Below are 14,573 nucleotides of genomic sequence, written 5' to 3' on the forward strand. Positions count from 1 at the left end.
GCCGCCCCGACGTCGTTGGCGGCGCGGCCCCGGCGCTGACGCTGACCGCCGGGCTCCTCACCTCCACCGGCCGCGCCGTCCTGAGCAACACGCTGCCGAAGGTGGTCGGACAGATACACCGCGTAGCGATATGGTCGGCAGAAATCTGAGACGTCCATTGGGGAGGGACCGTGAACGACGCGCTGCGGGCGGCGCTCAGCGAGACCGGGCACACCACCGAATCGCTCGCGGAGCGGGTGGGGGTGGACCCGAAGACGGTGGGTCGCTGGCTGAGCGAGGGCCGCATCCCGCACGCCCGGCACCGGGTGTCGGCGGCGGAGGTGCTCGGCCGGGACGTCTCGGACATTTGGCCGGACACTTCAAGACGTCGCGACCCGGTCTGGTTCCGCCCCTGGCAGGAGATCGAGCGGGAAGCGGTCGCCCTGCGATGGTTCGAATCGCTCGTCCTGCCTGGTCTACTCCAGACGGAGGCGTACGCCCGGGCCGTCCTCGCCGGAGCCGGCCTGATACCCCGGAGCGACATCGAGCGGCACCTGACCACGCGGCTCAACCGGCAGGGCGTCCTGCGTCGGGACGACCCGCCGCAGTTCACGGCGGTGATCGACGAGGCGGTCCTGCGCCGGCCGGTCGGTGGCCGGGAGACGATGCACGAGCAGTTGCTCGCCCTGGTCGCCGCCTGCGCCGAACCGCACATCCGGGTGCACGTCGTGCCGTCCTCGGTCGGCGCCTACGCCGGCTTGAACGGTCCGTTCGTGATCGCGCAGTGCCCGGACCACCGGCTCGCCGGGTACCTCGACAACCAGGTGCAGGGACAAGTGGTTAGCGATGTCGATGACCTCGCGGCGATAATGGCCGCATGGGAGAACGTGCGCGGCGAGGCGCTGTCCCACTGGCAATCGGTCGATCTCATCACGGAAGTGGCGGAGACATGGAACTGACGGGCGCCCGGTGGCGCAAGAGCAGCCGCAGCAGCGGCAACGGCGGTGCCTGCGTCGAGGTCGCCGACAACCTCCCCGGCGTGGTCGCCGTCCGCGACTCCAAGGACCCGACCGGCCCCACCCTCACCTTCACCCCCACCGCCTGGCGCACCTTCGTTACCCAGCCGCCGGCCCGCGCCTGATCCATTCACGTCATCAAGCTCGTAGCGTCCGAAGGGCACTGCCGGCCGCGCCGGCCAGCCGCCGAGGTCGACGGCCTCATCCGACGCGGACGATGCTCTTGCCGCGGGTAAGCCCTCCGGCAAGGTTCGCGATCGCGGTCTCGATGTCGGCCAGCTCGTATTCGGCGGTGATGTCGATGCGTACCGTCCCGTCGGCGACCAGCTTCATGGCGCGGGCTGCGCTGTCGGCCAGCCTCTTCGGATTGGTCTGGCTGGCCAGGTTGCTGTTGTAGGTCAACAGCGACTGCCCCTGCATCAGCAGGTCGTTGGCCGACACGGTGACCGGTTCGAAGGTGGCGATGTTGCCGTAGACCACGATCCGGCCGTGTGGGGCCAGCCGCGCCAGATTCTCGATGCGGGTGGAGCCGCCGATCGGATCCAGGATCGCATCGAACTTCTCCTCACCCAGGGCGTCGGGGAACTCCTCGCGCACCAGCACCTGGTGGTAGCCGAACCGGTGGGCGTAGTCGACCTGGTCGGCGCTGCCGACCACACCGACGATCCGCTCGGCACCCGCCGCGTCGGCGAACTGCCCGGCCAGTGACCCGACCCCACCGGCGGCGGCGTGGATCAGCACGCTGTCGCCAGGCCGCACCCCGGCCACGGTGTTGATCAGGTCGTAGGCGGTCGGCGTGATCCAGCCGAACCCGGCCGCCGCACGTGGCCCGACCCCGGCGGCGTTGATCGCCAGCACCGCAGGTGCGGTCACGACCTCGGCGTAGCCGCCCCCGCCGATCAGGGCGCTGACCTGCTCGCCGATTCGCGCCTCGTCCACACCCGCACCGACCGCGACGATCTCACCCGCCGCCTCGAAGCCCGGCACGAAGGGCCGCGGAATCGGGAAGTGACCCTCGCGCACCAACACGTCGCCGTACTGCACGCCCGAGTAGGCGACCCGGATCGCGACCTCGCCCGGGCCGGGCACCGGCTCTGTCATTTCGGCGATACGGAACTGATCGTTGGCGTCCAGGACAACAGCCTTCATCACGTCCAGCCATCTGTCTTGACTCAGTATTCTGATACTCGAACCCTAGGCAATATCAGGTTCCTGAGTCAACTGAGGGAGTTGTTACATGGCTGACGTGCCGGTCGAGGAGTATCTGTGCAGCCGGATCCGCCGCGCGGAGCAGGCCCTGATGGGCCACCACGAAGCGGTGCTGCGCGGCCACGGGCTGACCATGCCCCAGTACACGGTGCTGCTGGCCCTCTCCCGGAAGGAGGCCATGTCAGGAGCGCAGCTGGCCCGCGCGTGCGGGGTAACCCAGCAGAGCATGGCCAGCGTCCTGACCGGTCTGCAGAACAAGGGACTCATCGACCGCCAGCCGTCGCCCGTACACGCGAAGGTGCTCATCGCCACCCTCACCGACTCCGGTCGGGGCCTGCTCGACCGCGCCTACCGGGAGGTCATCGTGCTCGAACGCGCCCTCACCGACCGGTTCACCCCCGAGGAACACCGACAGTTCTGCGCACTCCTCGACCGTGCCACCGCCACCCTCATCGAGCAGACCCCCTCAACACACGCCAGCCGGTGACCTGTTGGATATACTGCTTCCGCGTGCCGTATATAGGAGGCGTGGATGACCAAGATCCTCGTGGACGTCGACGATGAGGCGCTGGCCGACGCGGCCAAGGCGTTCGGCACCAAGACGAAGAAGGACACGGTCAACGTCGCGCTCCGGGAGGGCGCGGCACGTCTGCGCCGGGCCCGCGCGCTGGCGGAACTGGCCAGCCGCGGGCAGGCCGGTGACTTCGACGAGTTGCTCGACAAGGACCTCTACCGGTCGTGAAGCTCGCCGACTACCTGATCGACACCAGCGCCCTCGTCCGGTTGCTCCGCGACCCGGATGTGCTGGCCCGCTGGGAGCCGACCATCACCGCCGGTCTGGTCGCCATATGCCCCCTCGTCGAACTGGAGTTCCTCTACTCCGCCCGATCCGTCGCCGACCGCGCCGGACTTGAGCAGCAACTCCGCGCCGCCTTCGGCTGGGTAGCGATGCCCGACCGGATATATGAGCGGGCGGCCGAGATACAGCTGGAGCTGACCGAGCGGGGAACGCACCGGTCGGCTGGCGCGGTTGATCTACTCATCGCGGCAACCGCCGAACATCAGGGACTGTCCCTGCTGCACTACGACCGGGACTTCGATCAGGTCGGTGCGGTGACCGGCCAGCCGATGCGCCGGCTGGCACCGGCTGGTTCGATCAAGTAGGAAACGTTCGCCCACGGACCATCCGTACCCCACCACCGCAGCAATCTCTGGCGCGCCGGCCGCCGTCGCGGGCATGCTGACCCGATGGGGGTACGCGTCGAGCACGCCGGGCCGGTGACCACGGTGATCCTGGACCGGCCGGAGGCCCGCAACGCCGTCGACGGCCCGACCGCCCGGGCCCTGGCGGACGCCTTCCGCGCCTTCGAGGCCGACCCGGACGCGGCGGTCGCCGTGCTCTGGGGCGCGGGCGGCACGTTCTGCGCGGGCGCCGACCTCAAGGCCATCGGTACGCCACGCGGCAACCGGGTCGAGCCGGAGGGCGACGGCCCGATGGGCCCCACCCGGATGCGCCTGTCCAAGCCGGTGATCGCCGCGATCTCCGGGTACGCCGTCGCCGGCGGCCTGGAGTTGGCGCTCTGGTGCGACCTGCGGGTCGCCGAGTCGGACGCGACGCTCGGGGTGTTCTGCCGGCGTTGGGGCGTACCGCTGATCGACGGCGGGACGGTGCGGCTGCCCCGGCTGATCGGCGAGAGCCGGGCGATGGACCTGATCCTCACCGGCCGCCCGGTCCCGGCCGACGAGGCGTACGCGATGGGTCTGGTGAACCGGGTGGTCGCGCCGGGTGAGGCCCGGGCGGCGGCCGAGCGGCTGGCCGGCGAGATCGCCCGGTTCCCGCAGACCTGCCTGCGCAACGACCGGGCGGCGCTGCTCGCCAACGCGGGCCTGCCCGAGCCGGAGGCGATGGCCACCGAACTCGCCTTCGGGATGGAATCCCTGATCACCGACGCGATGAAGGGTGCGGCCCGGTTCACCGCCGGCGCCGGCCGGCACGGCGGGCCGGCCGACTGACGGTGCCGGTCCGGGTCACTGCGCTAGGTGGGTGGAGATGGTGTTCACGACGCCCGTCATGGCGGCGACGGCCGGGGCCGCCTCGATGATCCCGGCGAACAGGCGCTTGAGCACCGACGGCTGCCGCCGGTCCGAGGCGAGCGCCTCGGTGAAGGCCACCAGCAACTCCGTGGCCTCAGGGTTCCCCGCCTCGTTGACCGTCTTCTCCAGTTGCTGCACGGCCCTGGCGAACTCGTCGCTGTACTTCTGGGCGATGGTGTTGAACGAGCCGGCGACGACCGAGTGGTTGTTGACGACTGAGTTCGATCCGACGGTGATGTAGTCCCCGTTCACTTTCCAGCCCTCCTTCGCTATCCCGTCGAGGAAGTGGCGGGATCCCGCGCTCGTTATCCGGATCCGGTCGACGGCTTCGGGTCGGCGACGTGGGTCGGGGGCCGGCTTCGCCTCCTGGCCCTCGCGCTCGACCAGTTCCGCCAGCCCCGTCCTGATCAGCCGCTCCGTCGCCAGGCAGGCGTCCTCGTACGGCTCGCCGGCGGACGTGCTCAGCTCCCGCATGGTGATGTCCTCGCCGTGCACCCGGTGCAGGCGGCCCAGCAGCTTCCGGTCCAGCGCCACGAGTTCCTCATCGGACATCTCGTTGGCGCGGCGCTTCGCCTCCTCGAACCGCTCCTTCTTCTTCGCCGACGAGGAGACGCCCACCACGACCGCGACGATGAGGACCAGCATGAAGAGCACGGAGAGGGCCGTGTCGCCGCCCGAGTCTCCCGCCGACACCCCGGTCTCCGGCGAGAACGTCGGCGAGGGCGTCAGGTAGAGCCACAACCCCACTGCCCTCGATTCCTCGGATCGGCGCCAGAGAAAACGAGAACATCCTTCCGAAGATCGTCACCGAGCTCAACAGCCTGTCGTACAGGCGTCACGCAATTGCCGCGAAACCGCTAGCGCAGGTCGCGCAGCGCCGCCTCGATGGCCCGGTGGAAGGTCGGGTACGCGTAGATCATGTGCCGGAGCTGGCTGATCGGTACGGCCGCGTGCACCGCCACCACCAGCGCGGAGAGCACCTCGCCACCGGCCGGGCCGACTGAGGTGGCGCCGACCAGCACCCCCTGGTCGGCATCGGCGACCAGCTTGATGAAGCCGGCGTTGCCGGCCTTGTGGATCCAGCCGCGGGTCGACGAGGTCAGGTCGCTGTACCCGATCTGGACGTTGATGCCGCGGTCGCGGGCCTGCTGTTCGGTGAGACCGACGGCGCCCACCTCGGGGTCGGTGAAGGTGACCCGGGGCAGTGCCCGGTAGTCGGCGACCGGCACGCTGCCCGGCGCGGTGGTCGACCCGCCGGCGCTCATCGCCCCGCCGACCGCGCTGACCACCCCGGCCGCCCCGCCGACCACGCTGGCGGTGCCGCTGGCGTCGGGGCCGCCCTTGGTGCGTCGCATGTGGTCGAGCACGTCGGCGACGACGATCCCCGCCTGGTACATGGCGATGTGGGTGAACGCGCCCTCGCCCGTGAGGTCACCGACCGCCCAGAGCCCGTCGGTGACATGCATCCGCTCGTTCACCGGCAGGTACCGCTGGCTGGCGTCGATGCCGACCGTGTCCAGGCCCAACTCCTCCAGGTGCGCCCTGCGGCCGGTCACCACGAGCAGCTTCTCGCCGGTGAACTCGGTGCCGTCGGCGTGGACCGTGAAGCGGGAACCGTCGTGAGCGACCCGCCGGGCCCGCACGCCGGTCTCGATGCGCACCCCGTCGGCGCGCAGCGCGTTCGCGGCGATCTCGGAGGCCTCCGGCTCCTCGACCGCGAGGACCCGGCCGGCCGCCTCGATCACGGTCACCCGGACGCCGAACCGGGCGAAGACCTGGGCAAGTTCCAGCCCGATCGCCCCACCGCCGAGCACCAGCAGCGACTCCGGCAACTCCTCGACCTCGATGGCCTGGTGGTTGGTCCAGTACGGGGTGTCCGCCAGGCCGTCGATCGGCGGGATCGACGGGCGGGTGCCGGTGCCGAGCACGATCCCGTACCGGGCCTGGAAGACCTGGTCGCCGACGCGTACCCGGTGCGGGCCGTCGAGCCGGCCGCTGCCCCGGACGAACCGGCCGCCCTTGCCGGTGAAGCGGTCCACCGCCACCTTGTCGTCCCAGGTGTCGGTGGCCTCCTCGCGGATCCGCTTCGCCACCGGCGCCCAGTCGGGCCGGACCTCGGCGGAGCCGGCCAGCTCGTCGATCCGGCGCGCCTCGGCCAGCGCGTTGGCCGCGCGGATCATCATCTTGCTCGGGATGCAGCCCCAGTACGGGCACTCGCCGCCGACCAGGTTCCGCTCGATCCCGACGACGGTGAGGCCGGCGTCGGCGAGCCGCTCGGCCACCTCCTCGCCGCCGACCCCGAGCCCGAGCACGACCACGTCCACCAGTTCCGGATCCGCCATCCCGCCAGCATTCCGCACCCGGGCGGCCGTGGCGACCGCTCCGCGCCGGATTTCCCGCGCCGGTAACCCGCCGGACCACTACGGTGGCCGGGTGCACGCGCGCTTCGCCCCGGTCCGGGACTGCTTTTACGATCTGTTCGCCGCCGGCCGGGAGACCGGCGCGGCCCTGACCATCTGGTACGACGGCACGCCCGTGGTCGACCTGGTCGGCGGCACCCGCGCCGCCGTACCGCCCGGGGCGGTGGTCACGGCGGCGGGAGCGGATGACCCGTGGCGGCCGGACACGCTGGTCAACGTCTACTCGGTGGGCAAGCCGGTGGTCGCGCTCTGCCTGCTCACCCTGGTCGACCGGGGCCTGGTGGATCTCGATGCGCCGGTGTCCGCGTACTGGCCGGAGTTCCGCACCCCGGCGACCGTGCGGCAGGTGCTCAGCCACACCGCCGGGCTGCCGGCGTTCCCGGTGCCCCGGCCCGCCGAGACGGTCGCCGACTGGGCGCTGCTCTGCGCCGATCTGGCCGCCGCCGAGCCCGAGTGGACGCCGGGGTCCGTCGCGGGCGAGCACGCCTGGACGTACGGGCACCTGGTGGGCGAGCTGGTCCGCCGGGTGGACGGGCGGCCGGTGGGACGCTTCCTGGCCGAGGAGATCGCCGGACCGTGGCGCCTCGACCTGGGCTTCGGCCTGGACGCGGCCGACCAGCGGCGGTGCGCAGCCCTGTCGTACGCCGATCCGGCCTGGCCGGACCGGACGCGCGGCGAGCCGGGGTCGCTGCGGGCCCGGGCGCTGGACAATCCGCCGGGCGGCCGGGACGTGACGATGGTGAACAGCCCGCTGTGGCGGTCGGCCGAGATCCCGGCGGTGAACCTGCACGCCACCGCGTCCGCCCTGGCCCGGCTCTACGCGGGCCTGCTCGCCGGCGGCACCCTCGACGGGGTACGCCGGTTCAGCCCGGAGCTGGTCGCCGAGGCGACCCGGGTGCAGTACGACGGACCGGACCTGGTGCTGGACCGGCGGGCGTCCTGGACGTTGGGGATGGGCTGGGAGCCGGACGGGAGCTGGGGCATGGGTGGGATCGGCGGCAGCAGCGCCTGGGCCGACCCGGAGCGCGGCTACACCTTCGCCTACGCGACGTCCCGACTGGCCGAGCACGACCGGGTGGACGAGCTGGTCGAGGCGCTGCACTCCTGCCTCTGACGTGTTTGCAGGGGCCCCCTTCACAACGCCAGGCGTTAAGCGGGGACCCCTCCTTTCACCAGGACGGGCTGGACCGCCGGGCCGGGGACCACCACCGGCGTGCCGGCCGGGGTGAGCAGCGCCCGGGCGGCCACCGCCGCCCGCCGCCGCCGGGCTACGACGGCCCGGCGTACGAAGACGTCGTGGTCCTGGGCGGCCACCTCGTCGAGGATCCCGCCGTAGAGGGCGTACGCGGTGCGCATGCAGGCCTGCGACGCGGGGGTGAGCAGCGGGATGCCCGGCGCGGCGGCCCGGTAGTGGGCCTGGGCACGGGTCACCTCGTACTCGATCAGGTCGCGGATCTTCGCGGTGGCCCGGCCGGCGGCCCGGGCGGCGAGCAGGTCCTCCCGGGTGACGTCGAACCGGGCCAGGTCCTCGTCGGGCAGGTAGGTCCGCCCCCGGCCGAGGTCCTCGGCCACGTCCCGGATGAAGTTGGTGAGCTGGAACGCGAGGCCGAGCTGGCGGGCCGGTTCGCGGGCCGCGGCCGGGTCGGAGCTGCCCAGGATCGGCAGCATCATGGTGCCGATGACGGCGGCCGAGCCCTCCATGTAGTCGAGCAGGTCGTGGTAGGTCGGGTAGGAGGTGACGGTCAGGTCCATCGCCATGCTGCGCAGAAACGACGCGAAGTCGGCGCGGTCCAGGTCGAAGACGGCGATGGTGTGCAGCACGGCGGGCAGCAGCGGGTCGTCGACCGGCTCCCCGTGCAGGCCGGCGACGAACCGGCGGGACCACTCCGCGAGCCGGGCGGCCCGGTCGGCGGTCGGCAGCTCCTCGGTGCGGTCGACGATCTCGTCGGCGTGGCGGGTGAAGCCGTACAGGGCGTGCACGTGCCGCCGTTTCCAGGCCGGCAGCAGGCGGGTGGCGAGATAGTAGGTACGTCCGTGGCGTCTGTGCAGTTCGCGGCAACGGTCATAGGCAGCGGTGAGATCGCCGTCCACCGGCCCTCCCTCGTATTCGACGCACCAATCGACGCAACTCGTAAACCCTAGGGTACGCTCGCCCGCATGGCCAACGACGCAGTCGCCGGTGATGCGCTCCGGGTGGCGCCGGCACAGCCGGGAGCGACGGACGATCCGGTCCGCGACGTGCTGGCCACGTTCACGGAAGACCTGGTCCGGGGCGTCGACGACACCCTGACGGCGTTCCTCGCCGCCGAGGTCGACTCGCTCACCCAGATCGACGCGGCGATGGGCGGCTTCGCCGCGACCGCCCGCGACTGCGTGCTGGCCGGCGGCAAGCGGGTCCGCCCCACCTTCGCGTACTGGGGCTGGCGCGGGGTGGTCGGGGCCGACCAGCCGCTGCCGCCGGTGCTGCCGGCGCTGGCCGCGCTGGAGCTGCTGCACACCTTCGCGCTGGTGCACGACGACGTGATGGACGGCTCCGGCATCCGACGCGGGCGGCCCACCGCGCACCGCGCCGCCGCCGCCCGGCACCGGGCCTCCGGCCACACCGGCGACCCGGAACGGTACGGCGAAGCCGTCGCCGTGCTCGTGGGCGACCTCTGCGTGGTCTGGGCCGACCGGCTGATGGCGCACGCCGCCGTGCCGCCGGCCCGGCTGCTCGACGTCCGGCGCTGCTACGACCAGATGCGGGTGGAGACCGTCGCGGGGCAGTTCCTCGACGTGCTCGGGGAGCACGACGCGGCGAACTGGTCCGTGGACCGGGCGCTGCGGGTGGCCCGCTACAAGACCGCCGGCTACACCGTCCAGCGCCCGCTGCTCTTCGGCGCCTGCCTGGCCGGGGCCGACCCGGACTCGCCGCTGATCGCCGCGTACACCCGGTACGGGCTCGCCGTCGGGGAGGCGTTCCAGCTCCGCGACGACCTGCTCGGGGTGTACGGGGACCCGGTCGCCACCGGCAAGCCGGCCGGGGACGACCTGCGTACCGGCAAGCCGACCGTGCTGCTCATGCTGGCCCGGCAGCTCGCCACCCCGGCGCAGCGCCGGGCGCTCGACCGGGCCGGCGCGGTCACCGCGTCGCCCGAGGTGGCCGGGCTGGCCGAACTGGTCCGGGACACCGGTGCGGTGTCCCGGGTCGAAGGGATGATCTCCGACCGGGTGGGCGAGGCGCTGGCCGCGCTCGACACCGCGTCGATCGACGGGACCGCGCGCACCGCGCTGGCCGGCCTCGCCATCGCCGCCGCCACCCGGCGGGCATGATGGGCAACTTCGCGAGGGGGGTGGTCGGGTGCGCACCGTGAACGGACGTACCGACCGGGTGGTGGTCGTCGGCGCCGGCCTGGGCGGGCTGGCCTGCGCGCTGCACCTGGCCGGGAGCGGCCGGCAGGTGACCGTCCTGGAACGCGAGCCGGTGCCGGGCGGGCGCGCCGGCCGGCTCAGCGTGGACGGGTACGAGTTCGACACCGGCCCGACCGTGCTCACCATGCCCGACCTCATCGCCGAGGCGCTCGGCGCGGTCGGCGAGGAGCTGACCGACTGGCTCGACCTGACCCCGCTCGACCCGGCCTACCGGGCGTACTACCCGGACGGGTCGACGCTCGACGTCATCACCGACACCACCCGGATGGCCGCCGAGATCGCCCGGGTCTGCGGCCCCCGCGAGGCCGACGGCTACCTGCGGTTCGTCGACTACGCCCGCAACCTCTGGCGGTGGGAACGGGCCGACTTCATCGAGCGCAACCTGGACGCCCCGACCGACCTGCTCACCGGCAACCTGCTGCGGCTGCTGGCCAACGGAGCGTTCCGGCGGCTCCAGACGAAGATCAACCAGTTCTTCCGGGACCCGCGTACCCAGCGGATCTTCTCCTTCCAGGCCATGTACGCCGGCCTCGCGCCGCACGACGCGCTGGCCATCTACGCGGTCATCGCGTACCTCGACTCGGTGGCCGGGGTGTTCTTCCCCCGCGGCGGCGTCCACGCGGTCTCCCGGGCGATGGCCGGCGCGGCGGAGAAGCACGGCGTGCAGATCCGGTACGGGACCACGGTGAGCCGGGTGGAGACCGCGCACGGCCGGGCCACCGGCGTGCTGACCACCGACGGTGAACTCGTCCCCGCGGACGTCGTGGTGCTCAACCCGGACCTGCCGGTCGCCTACCGCGACCTGCTGCCCGCCGGCCGGCGACGGAGGCTCACCTACTCGCCCTCGTGCGTGGTGCTGCACGTCGGATCCCGGCAGGGCTATGGCAGGATCGCCCATCACAACATCCACTTCGGCCGGTCCTGGCGCGGCACATTCGACGAGGTGATCCGGCGAGGCGAGCTGATGACCGACCCGTCGCTGCTGGTGACGAACCCGAGCCGGACCGACCCGTCGGTGGCCCCGGCCGGGCGGCACACCTACTACGTGCTCGCCCCGGTGCCCAACCTCGACCGGGCGCCGTTCGACTGGCGGGGCGACCTGACCCGCCGCTACGCCGACCAGCTCATCGCCACCCTGGAGGAGCGGGGCTACGTCGGCTTCGGCGCGGGGATCGAGGTGCTGCGCACGGTCACCCCGGCGGAGTGGGCGGAGCAGGGCATGGCCGCCGGCACACCGTTCGCCGCCGCGCACAGCTTCTTCCAGACCGGCCCGTTCCGTCCGGCCAACCTGCACCGGACGCTCGACAACGTGGTCTTCGTGGGTTCCGGCACCCAGCCGGGAGTGGGGGTACCGATGGTGCTGATCAGCGGCAAGCTCGCCGCCTCGCGGATCACCGGGAGCGCGTCGTGACCGCCCGGGAGGGGCACCTGGTCGAGTTGGTCGACGACACCGGAAGCCCGCACGGCGAGGCGACGGTGGCCGCCGCCCACCAGCCGCCGGGGCGGCTGCACCGGGCGTTCTCGGTGCTGCTCGTCGACCCGGAGGGACGGATCCTGCTCCAGCAGCGGGCCCCCGCGAAGACCCGCTTCCCGCTGCGCTGGGCCAACTCCTGCTGCGGGCACCCGATGCCGGGCCAGTCGCTGTTCGAGGCGGCCAACCGCCGCCTCGCCGAGGAGCTCGGCATCGGCCCGGTGGACCTCGCCGAGGTCGGGGTGTACGTCTACCACGCCGCGGATCCGGCCACCGGCCGGGTCGAGTTCGAGTACGACCACGTGCTCCGCGCCGACGTGCCCGCCGACCTGCCCACCCGGCCGGATCCCGACGAGGTGGCCACCCTGCGCTGGGTCGACCCGCGCGAACTCGAGGCCGACCTCGACGCCGATCCCGGGGCGTACGCGCCGTGGCTGGGCGGGGTGGTGAACCGGCTGCTGCGGCCAGCCCCGCCCGCCGCCGACGCGTCCCGCGCCGTTCCGCCCGGTACGCCGGCCGATGAGGCACCGGAGCGGCCGGGTGGCCGATGAGGCGCTGAGCGCGGGAGCCGTCGCGCGCCGGCTGGGGGTCGCGGTCACCACCCTGCGCACCTGGCACCAGCGCTACGGTCTCGGTCCCAGCGAACACGTACCCGGGCAGCACCGGCGCTACACCCCGGCTGACCTGGCGCGCCTGGAGATCATGCGGCGGCTCACCGCGGAAGGCGTGACCCCGGCCGAGGCCGCCCGCTGGGCCCGGCGGTCCCCCGCCGTTCCGCCCGACCTCGGCGCGCGGCTCCGGCGACAACCCCGGTTCGGCGCGGCTGAGGCCGCCCGGCGAGCGGGCACCGTGGGCGCGGATGACGCCGTCGGCCTGGCTGGCGCCGCCGGCGTGGTCGGCGCCCGGGACGGCGGTGGGGCGACCATCCCGGTCGGCCGGGCCGGGCCGGCCGCCCGTGGGCTGGCCCGGGCCGCCATGCGGCTGGACGCGGGGGCCATCGGCGAGACGATCGGGCACGCCCTGGCCACCGACGGCGTGGTCGCCACCTGGGACGGGCTGCTCCGCCCGGTGCTCGCCGGCATCGGCGAGCGGCACGCCGCCACCGCCGGGCTGATCGAGGTGGAGCACCTGATGTCCCGGTGCGTCTCGGAGGCGTTCGCCGCGGTGGCCCGGGCCCATCCGACCACCGGGCCGGCCCGCATCCTGCTCTCCTGCGCCGACGAGGAACAGCACACCCTGCCGCTGGAGGCGCTGGCCGCCGCCCTGGCCGAGGCCGGGGTGAGCTACCGGATGCTGGGTGCGCGGGTGCCGGTGGCGGCCCTGGTCGAGGCGGTCGGCCGGACCGGGCCGGCGGCCGTCGTGCTCTGGTCGCACACCGGGGCCACCGCCGATCCGCATCAGCTCTCCGCGCTGCTGGCCGCCCCACGGCGTCCGCTGCTGGCCCTCGCGGCCGGACCGGGGTGGCGGGCCGACGGGCTGCCGGCCGGGGTGGTCCGCCCGGCGGACCTGGCCGAGGCGATCTCGCTCACCATGGCCGTGCGCGACTCGCTGGACCGGTCGGCGACCGACTGATCGCCCCTCCCGGATCGGCGCTTCGTCCACTACCGTCGGAAAGTCCGCGTACCCCGACCCCCTCTTCGGGAGCGACGATGCGTCCACCCCCCGTGCTGGCGCTCGCCGTCGGCCTGGCCCTCCTCCTGGCCGGCTGTGGTGAACCCGGCAAGACCCCGCCCCAGGCCGGCGGCCCGCCGGCCGCATCGGCCGCCCCGACGCCGAAACCGACGCCCAAGCCGCGCCCGAGCCGCACCACCCCGCCGAAGCCGCAGCTGCGCCCGCTGCCGAAGACCCTGCCCGCCGGGCTGCGCCGGCACACCGGCGACCGAGGGGTGGCCCTGACCTTCGACGACGGCCCGAGCCCGCGCTGGACGCCGCAGATCCTCGACCAGCTCCGGGCGGCGCACGTCACCGCGACGTTCTGCCTGGTCGGCATGGAGGCCCGGCGCTATCCGCAACTGGTGGCGCGGATCGTCCGGGAGGGCCACCAGCTCTGCAACCACAGCTGGCGGCACGACATGAACCTCGGCCGGCGCCCGGTGGCGGACATCCGCGCCGACCTGCTCCGGACCAACCAGGCCATCCGGGCCGCCGTGCCGAACGCCAAGATCACCTGGTTCCGGCAGCCGGGCGGGCGGTGGACGGCCGAGGAGGTGGCGGTGGCGGCCAAGCTCGGCATGCGTCCGCTGCACTGGAGCGTCGACCCGCAGGACTGGAACCGCCCGCCGGCGAAGACGATCATCAAGCGGGTGGAGTCGGCAGCCCGCCCCGGCTCGGTCGTACTGATGCACGACGCGGGTGGCGACCGGAGCCAGACGATGGCCGCCTGCCGGACCCTGATCCCCGACCTGCGACGGCGGTACGGGATCTCCCGGCTCCGGTAACACCCCCTCTGAGCTGTGCTTTCGTCCCTCGGTGTGCCGGTAGCCATACCGGTTTGGTCGTCCGAGGAGGCATGACATATGCTTCTCATGCCTCCGGCGGGGCCGGATGGGAGCAAGTCCGCTTGAAGTTGCGAGTGTGCAATGATGGCGGGGCCGCCCTCATCGTCTAGCGGCCCAGGACGCCGCCCTTTCAAGGCGGTAGCACGGGTTCGAATCCCGTTGGGGGCACGGTCCGGTTCCGGCCGGATGCAACACCAGCTAGGTCCTGTGGAGCAGTCGGAGTGCTCGCCGCCCTGTCAAGGCGGAGGTCGCGGGTTCAAGTCCCGTCAGGACCGCAAGCGCTGACGCCGCGCCCTTCCCGCGCGGCGTTCTGCGTATCGGCCTGTGCGGTAGCATGAGCCGAGCACCACGGCCAGGTAGCTCAGTTGGTACGAGCGTCCGACTGAAAATCGGAAGGTCGGCGGTTCGACCCCGCCCCTGGCCACATAGCCTTTCGCCGGGCTAGCAGGGAAAACGCCCCACCGGAGATCATCCG

Annotated in this window: 16 protein-coding genes and 3 tRNA genes; 15 read left to right on the forward strand and 4 right to left on the reverse strand. The window is 72.8% G+C overall.

Annotation, left to right across the window (positions count from 1 at the left end):
* Nucleotides 1-170: 170 nt before the first annotated feature.
* Together ACGFI9_RS09015 and ACGFI9_RS09020 are read left to right on the forward strand one after the other, a co-directional pair.
* Nucleotides 171-938 carry a Scr1 family TA system antitoxin-like transcriptional regulator gene (locus tag ACGFI9_RS09015; protein ID WP_393176582.1) on the forward strand — a complete coding sequence of 256 codons (768 nt, stop codon included), beginning with the start codon at nt 171-173 and terminating at the stop codon, nt 936-938.
* Nucleotides 929-1,120 carry a DUF397 domain-containing protein gene (locus tag ACGFI9_RS09020; RefSeq protein WP_393176584.1) on the forward strand — a complete coding sequence of 64 codons (192 nt, stop codon included), beginning with the start codon at nt 929-931 and terminating at the stop codon, nt 1,118-1,120. The genes ACGFI9_RS09015 and ACGFI9_RS09020 overlap by 10 nt, the downstream gene beginning before the upstream one ends.
* Nucleotides 1,121-1,196: 76 nt before the next feature.
* On the opposite strand, the gene ACGFI9_RS09025 is transcribed toward ACGFI9_RS09020, so the two are convergent.
* Nucleotides 1,197-2,144, reverse strand: a complete 948-nt coding sequence (locus tag ACGFI9_RS09025) for a zinc-binding alcohol dehydrogenase family protein (RefSeq protein ID WP_393176586.1) — start codon at nt 2,142-2,144, stop codon at nt 1,197-1,199.
* A gap of 88 nt (nt 2,145-2,232) precedes the next feature.
* Here ACGFI9_RS09025 and ACGFI9_RS09030 point away from each other — a divergent pair, with 88 nt between their 5' ends.
* From ACGFI9_RS09030 to ACGFI9_RS09045, 4 genes are all read left to right on the forward strand, one after another.
* Nucleotides 2,233-2,691, forward strand: a complete 459-nt coding sequence (locus ACGFI9_RS09030) for a MarR family winged helix-turn-helix transcriptional regulator (protein ID WP_393176588.1) — start codon at nt 2,233-2,235, stop codon at nt 2,689-2,691.
* Between the two features lie 45 nt (nt 2,692-2,736).
* Nucleotides 2,737-2,946, forward strand: coding sequence for a type II toxin-antitoxin system VapB family antitoxin (locus ACGFI9_RS09035; protein WP_393176590.1), 210 nt, complete (start codon nt 2,737-2,739; stop codon nt 2,944-2,946).
* Nucleotides 2,943-3,368, forward strand: a complete 426-nt coding sequence (locus tag ACGFI9_RS09040) for a PIN domain nuclease (RefSeq protein WP_393176592.1) — start codon at nt 2,943-2,945, stop codon at nt 3,366-3,368. The genes ACGFI9_RS09035 and ACGFI9_RS09040 overlap by 4 nt, the downstream gene beginning before the upstream one ends.
* Nucleotides 3,369-3,452: 84 nt before the next feature.
* Nucleotides 3,453-4,217, forward strand: a complete 765-nt coding sequence (locus ACGFI9_RS09045; RefSeq protein ID WP_393176594.1) for a crotonase/enoyl-CoA hydratase family protein — start codon at nt 3,453-3,455, stop codon at nt 4,215-4,217.
* A 15-nt stretch (nt 4,218-4,232) separates the two neighbouring features.
* Here the strand turns inward: ACGFI9_RS09045 and ACGFI9_RS09050 are convergent, their stop codons facing one another.
* Both ACGFI9_RS09050 and ACGFI9_RS09055 read right to left on the reverse strand, forming a co-directional pair.
* Complete coding sequence (locus tag ACGFI9_RS09050; RefSeq protein WP_393176596.1) at nt 4,233-5,045, reverse strand: hypothetical protein; 813 nt, start codon at nt 5,043-5,045, stop codon at nt 4,233-4,235.
* Between the two features lie 110 nt (nt 5,046-5,155).
* Nucleotides 5,156-6,640: a dihydrolipoyl dehydrogenase family protein gene (locus ACGFI9_RS09055; protein WP_393176598.1), complete on the reverse strand. Its 1,485-nt coding sequence runs from the start codon at nt 6,638-6,640 to the stop codon at nt 5,156-5,158.
* Between the two features lie 91 nt (nt 6,641-6,731).
* Here ACGFI9_RS09055 and ACGFI9_RS09060 point away from each other — a divergent pair, with 91 nt between their 5' ends.
* Nucleotides 6,732-7,832, forward strand: a complete 1,101-nt coding sequence (locus ACGFI9_RS09060; RefSeq protein ID WP_393176600.1) for a serine hydrolase domain-containing protein — start codon at nt 6,732-6,734, stop codon at nt 7,830-7,832.
* Between the two features lie 35 nt (nt 7,833-7,867).
* Here the strand turns inward: ACGFI9_RS09060 and ACGFI9_RS09065 are convergent, their stop codons facing one another.
* Complete coding sequence (locus ACGFI9_RS09065; RefSeq protein WP_393176602.1) at nt 7,868-8,809, reverse strand: phytoene/squalene synthase family protein; 942 nt, start codon at nt 8,807-8,809, stop codon at nt 7,868-7,870.
* A 66-nt stretch (nt 8,810-8,875) separates the two neighbouring features.
* Here ACGFI9_RS09065 and ACGFI9_RS09070 point away from each other — a divergent pair, with 66 nt between their 5' ends.
* From ACGFI9_RS09070 to ACGFI9_RS09105, 8 genes are all read left to right on the forward strand, one after another.
* Nucleotides 8,876-10,030 carry a polyprenyl synthetase family protein gene (locus tag ACGFI9_RS09070; protein ID WP_393176604.1) on the forward strand — a complete coding sequence of 385 codons (1,155 nt, stop codon included), beginning with the start codon at nt 8,876-8,878 and terminating at the stop codon, nt 10,028-10,030.
* A gap of 28 nt (nt 10,031-10,058) precedes the next feature.
* Nucleotides 10,059-11,540, forward strand: coding sequence for a phytoene desaturase family protein (gene crtI, locus ACGFI9_RS09075; protein ID WP_393176606.1), 1,482 nt, complete (start codon nt 10,059-10,061; stop codon nt 11,538-11,540).
* Nucleotides 11,537-12,151, forward strand: a complete 615-nt coding sequence (gene idi, locus ACGFI9_RS09080; protein ID WP_393176608.1) for an isopentenyl-diphosphate Delta-isomerase — start codon at nt 11,537-11,539, stop codon at nt 12,149-12,151. Before crtI ends, idi begins: the two co-directional genes overlap by 4 nt.
* On the forward strand, nt 12,141-13,172 hold the full coding sequence (locus ACGFI9_RS09085; RefSeq protein ID WP_393176610.1) for a MerR family transcriptional regulator: 1,032 nt from the start codon (nt 12,141-12,143) through the stop codon (nt 13,170-13,172). Before idi ends, ACGFI9_RS09085 begins: the two co-directional genes overlap by 11 nt.
* Nucleotides 13,173-13,249: 77 nt before the next feature.
* Nucleotides 13,250-14,038 carry a polysaccharide deacetylase family protein gene (locus ACGFI9_RS09090; protein ID WP_393176612.1) on the forward strand — a complete coding sequence of 263 codons (789 nt, stop codon included), beginning with the start codon at nt 13,250-13,252 and terminating at the stop codon, nt 14,036-14,038.
* A 155-nt stretch (nt 14,039-14,193) separates the two neighbouring features.
* A tRNA-Glu gene (locus tag ACGFI9_RS09095) sits at nt 14,194-14,266 on the forward strand.
* 33 nt (nt 14,267-14,299) lie between these two features.
* Nucleotides 14,300-14,373 (forward strand) — tRNA-Asp (locus ACGFI9_RS09100).
* A 75-nt stretch (nt 14,374-14,448) separates the two neighbouring features.
* A tRNA-Phe gene (locus ACGFI9_RS09105) sits at nt 14,449-14,522 on the forward strand.
* Nucleotides 14,523-14,573: the final 51 nt, after the last annotated feature.

The sequence above is a fragment of the Micromonospora sp. NPDC048930 genome, assembly GCF_043197935.1.
In the GTDB taxonomy this organism is placed as follows: Bacteria; Actinomycetota; Actinomycetes; order Mycobacteriales; family Micromonosporaceae; genus Micromonospora.

What these genes read in the sequence shown, in the direction of transcription:
- ACGFI9_RS09045 (WP_393176594.1), top strand. Translation starts at nt 3,453, where the DNA reads ATGGGGGTACGCGTCGAGCACGCCGGGCCGGTGACCACGGTGATCCTG.
- ACGFI9_RS09025 (WP_393176586.1), bottom strand. Translation starts at nt 2,144, where the DNA reads ATGAAGGCTGTTGTCCTGGACGCCAACGATCAGTTCCGTATCGCCGAA.
- ACGFI9_RS09030 (WP_393176588.1), top strand. Translation starts at nt 2,233, where the DNA reads ATGGCTGACGTGCCGGTCGAGGAGTATCTGTGCAGCCGGATCCGCCGC.
- ACGFI9_RS09090 (WP_393176612.1), top strand. Translation starts at nt 13,250, where the DNA reads ATGCGTCCACCCCCCGTGCTGGCGCTCGCCGTCGGCCTGGCCCTCCTC.
- ACGFI9_RS09055 (WP_393176598.1), bottom strand. Translation starts at nt 6,640, where the DNA reads ATGGCGGATCCGGAACTGGTGGACGTGGTCGTGCTCGGGCTCGGGGTC.
- ACGFI9_RS09020 (WP_393176584.1), top strand. Translation starts at nt 929, where the DNA reads ATGGAACTGACGGGCGCCCGGTGGCGCAAGAGCAGCCGCAGCAGCGGC.
- ACGFI9_RS09070 (WP_393176604.1), top strand. Translation starts at nt 8,876, where the DNA reads ATGGCCAACGACGCAGTCGCCGGTGATGCGCTCCGGGTGGCGCCGGCA.
- ACGFI9_RS09035 (WP_393176590.1), top strand. Translation starts at nt 2,737, where the DNA reads ATGACCAAGATCCTCGTGGACGTCGACGATGAGGCGCTGGCCGACGCG.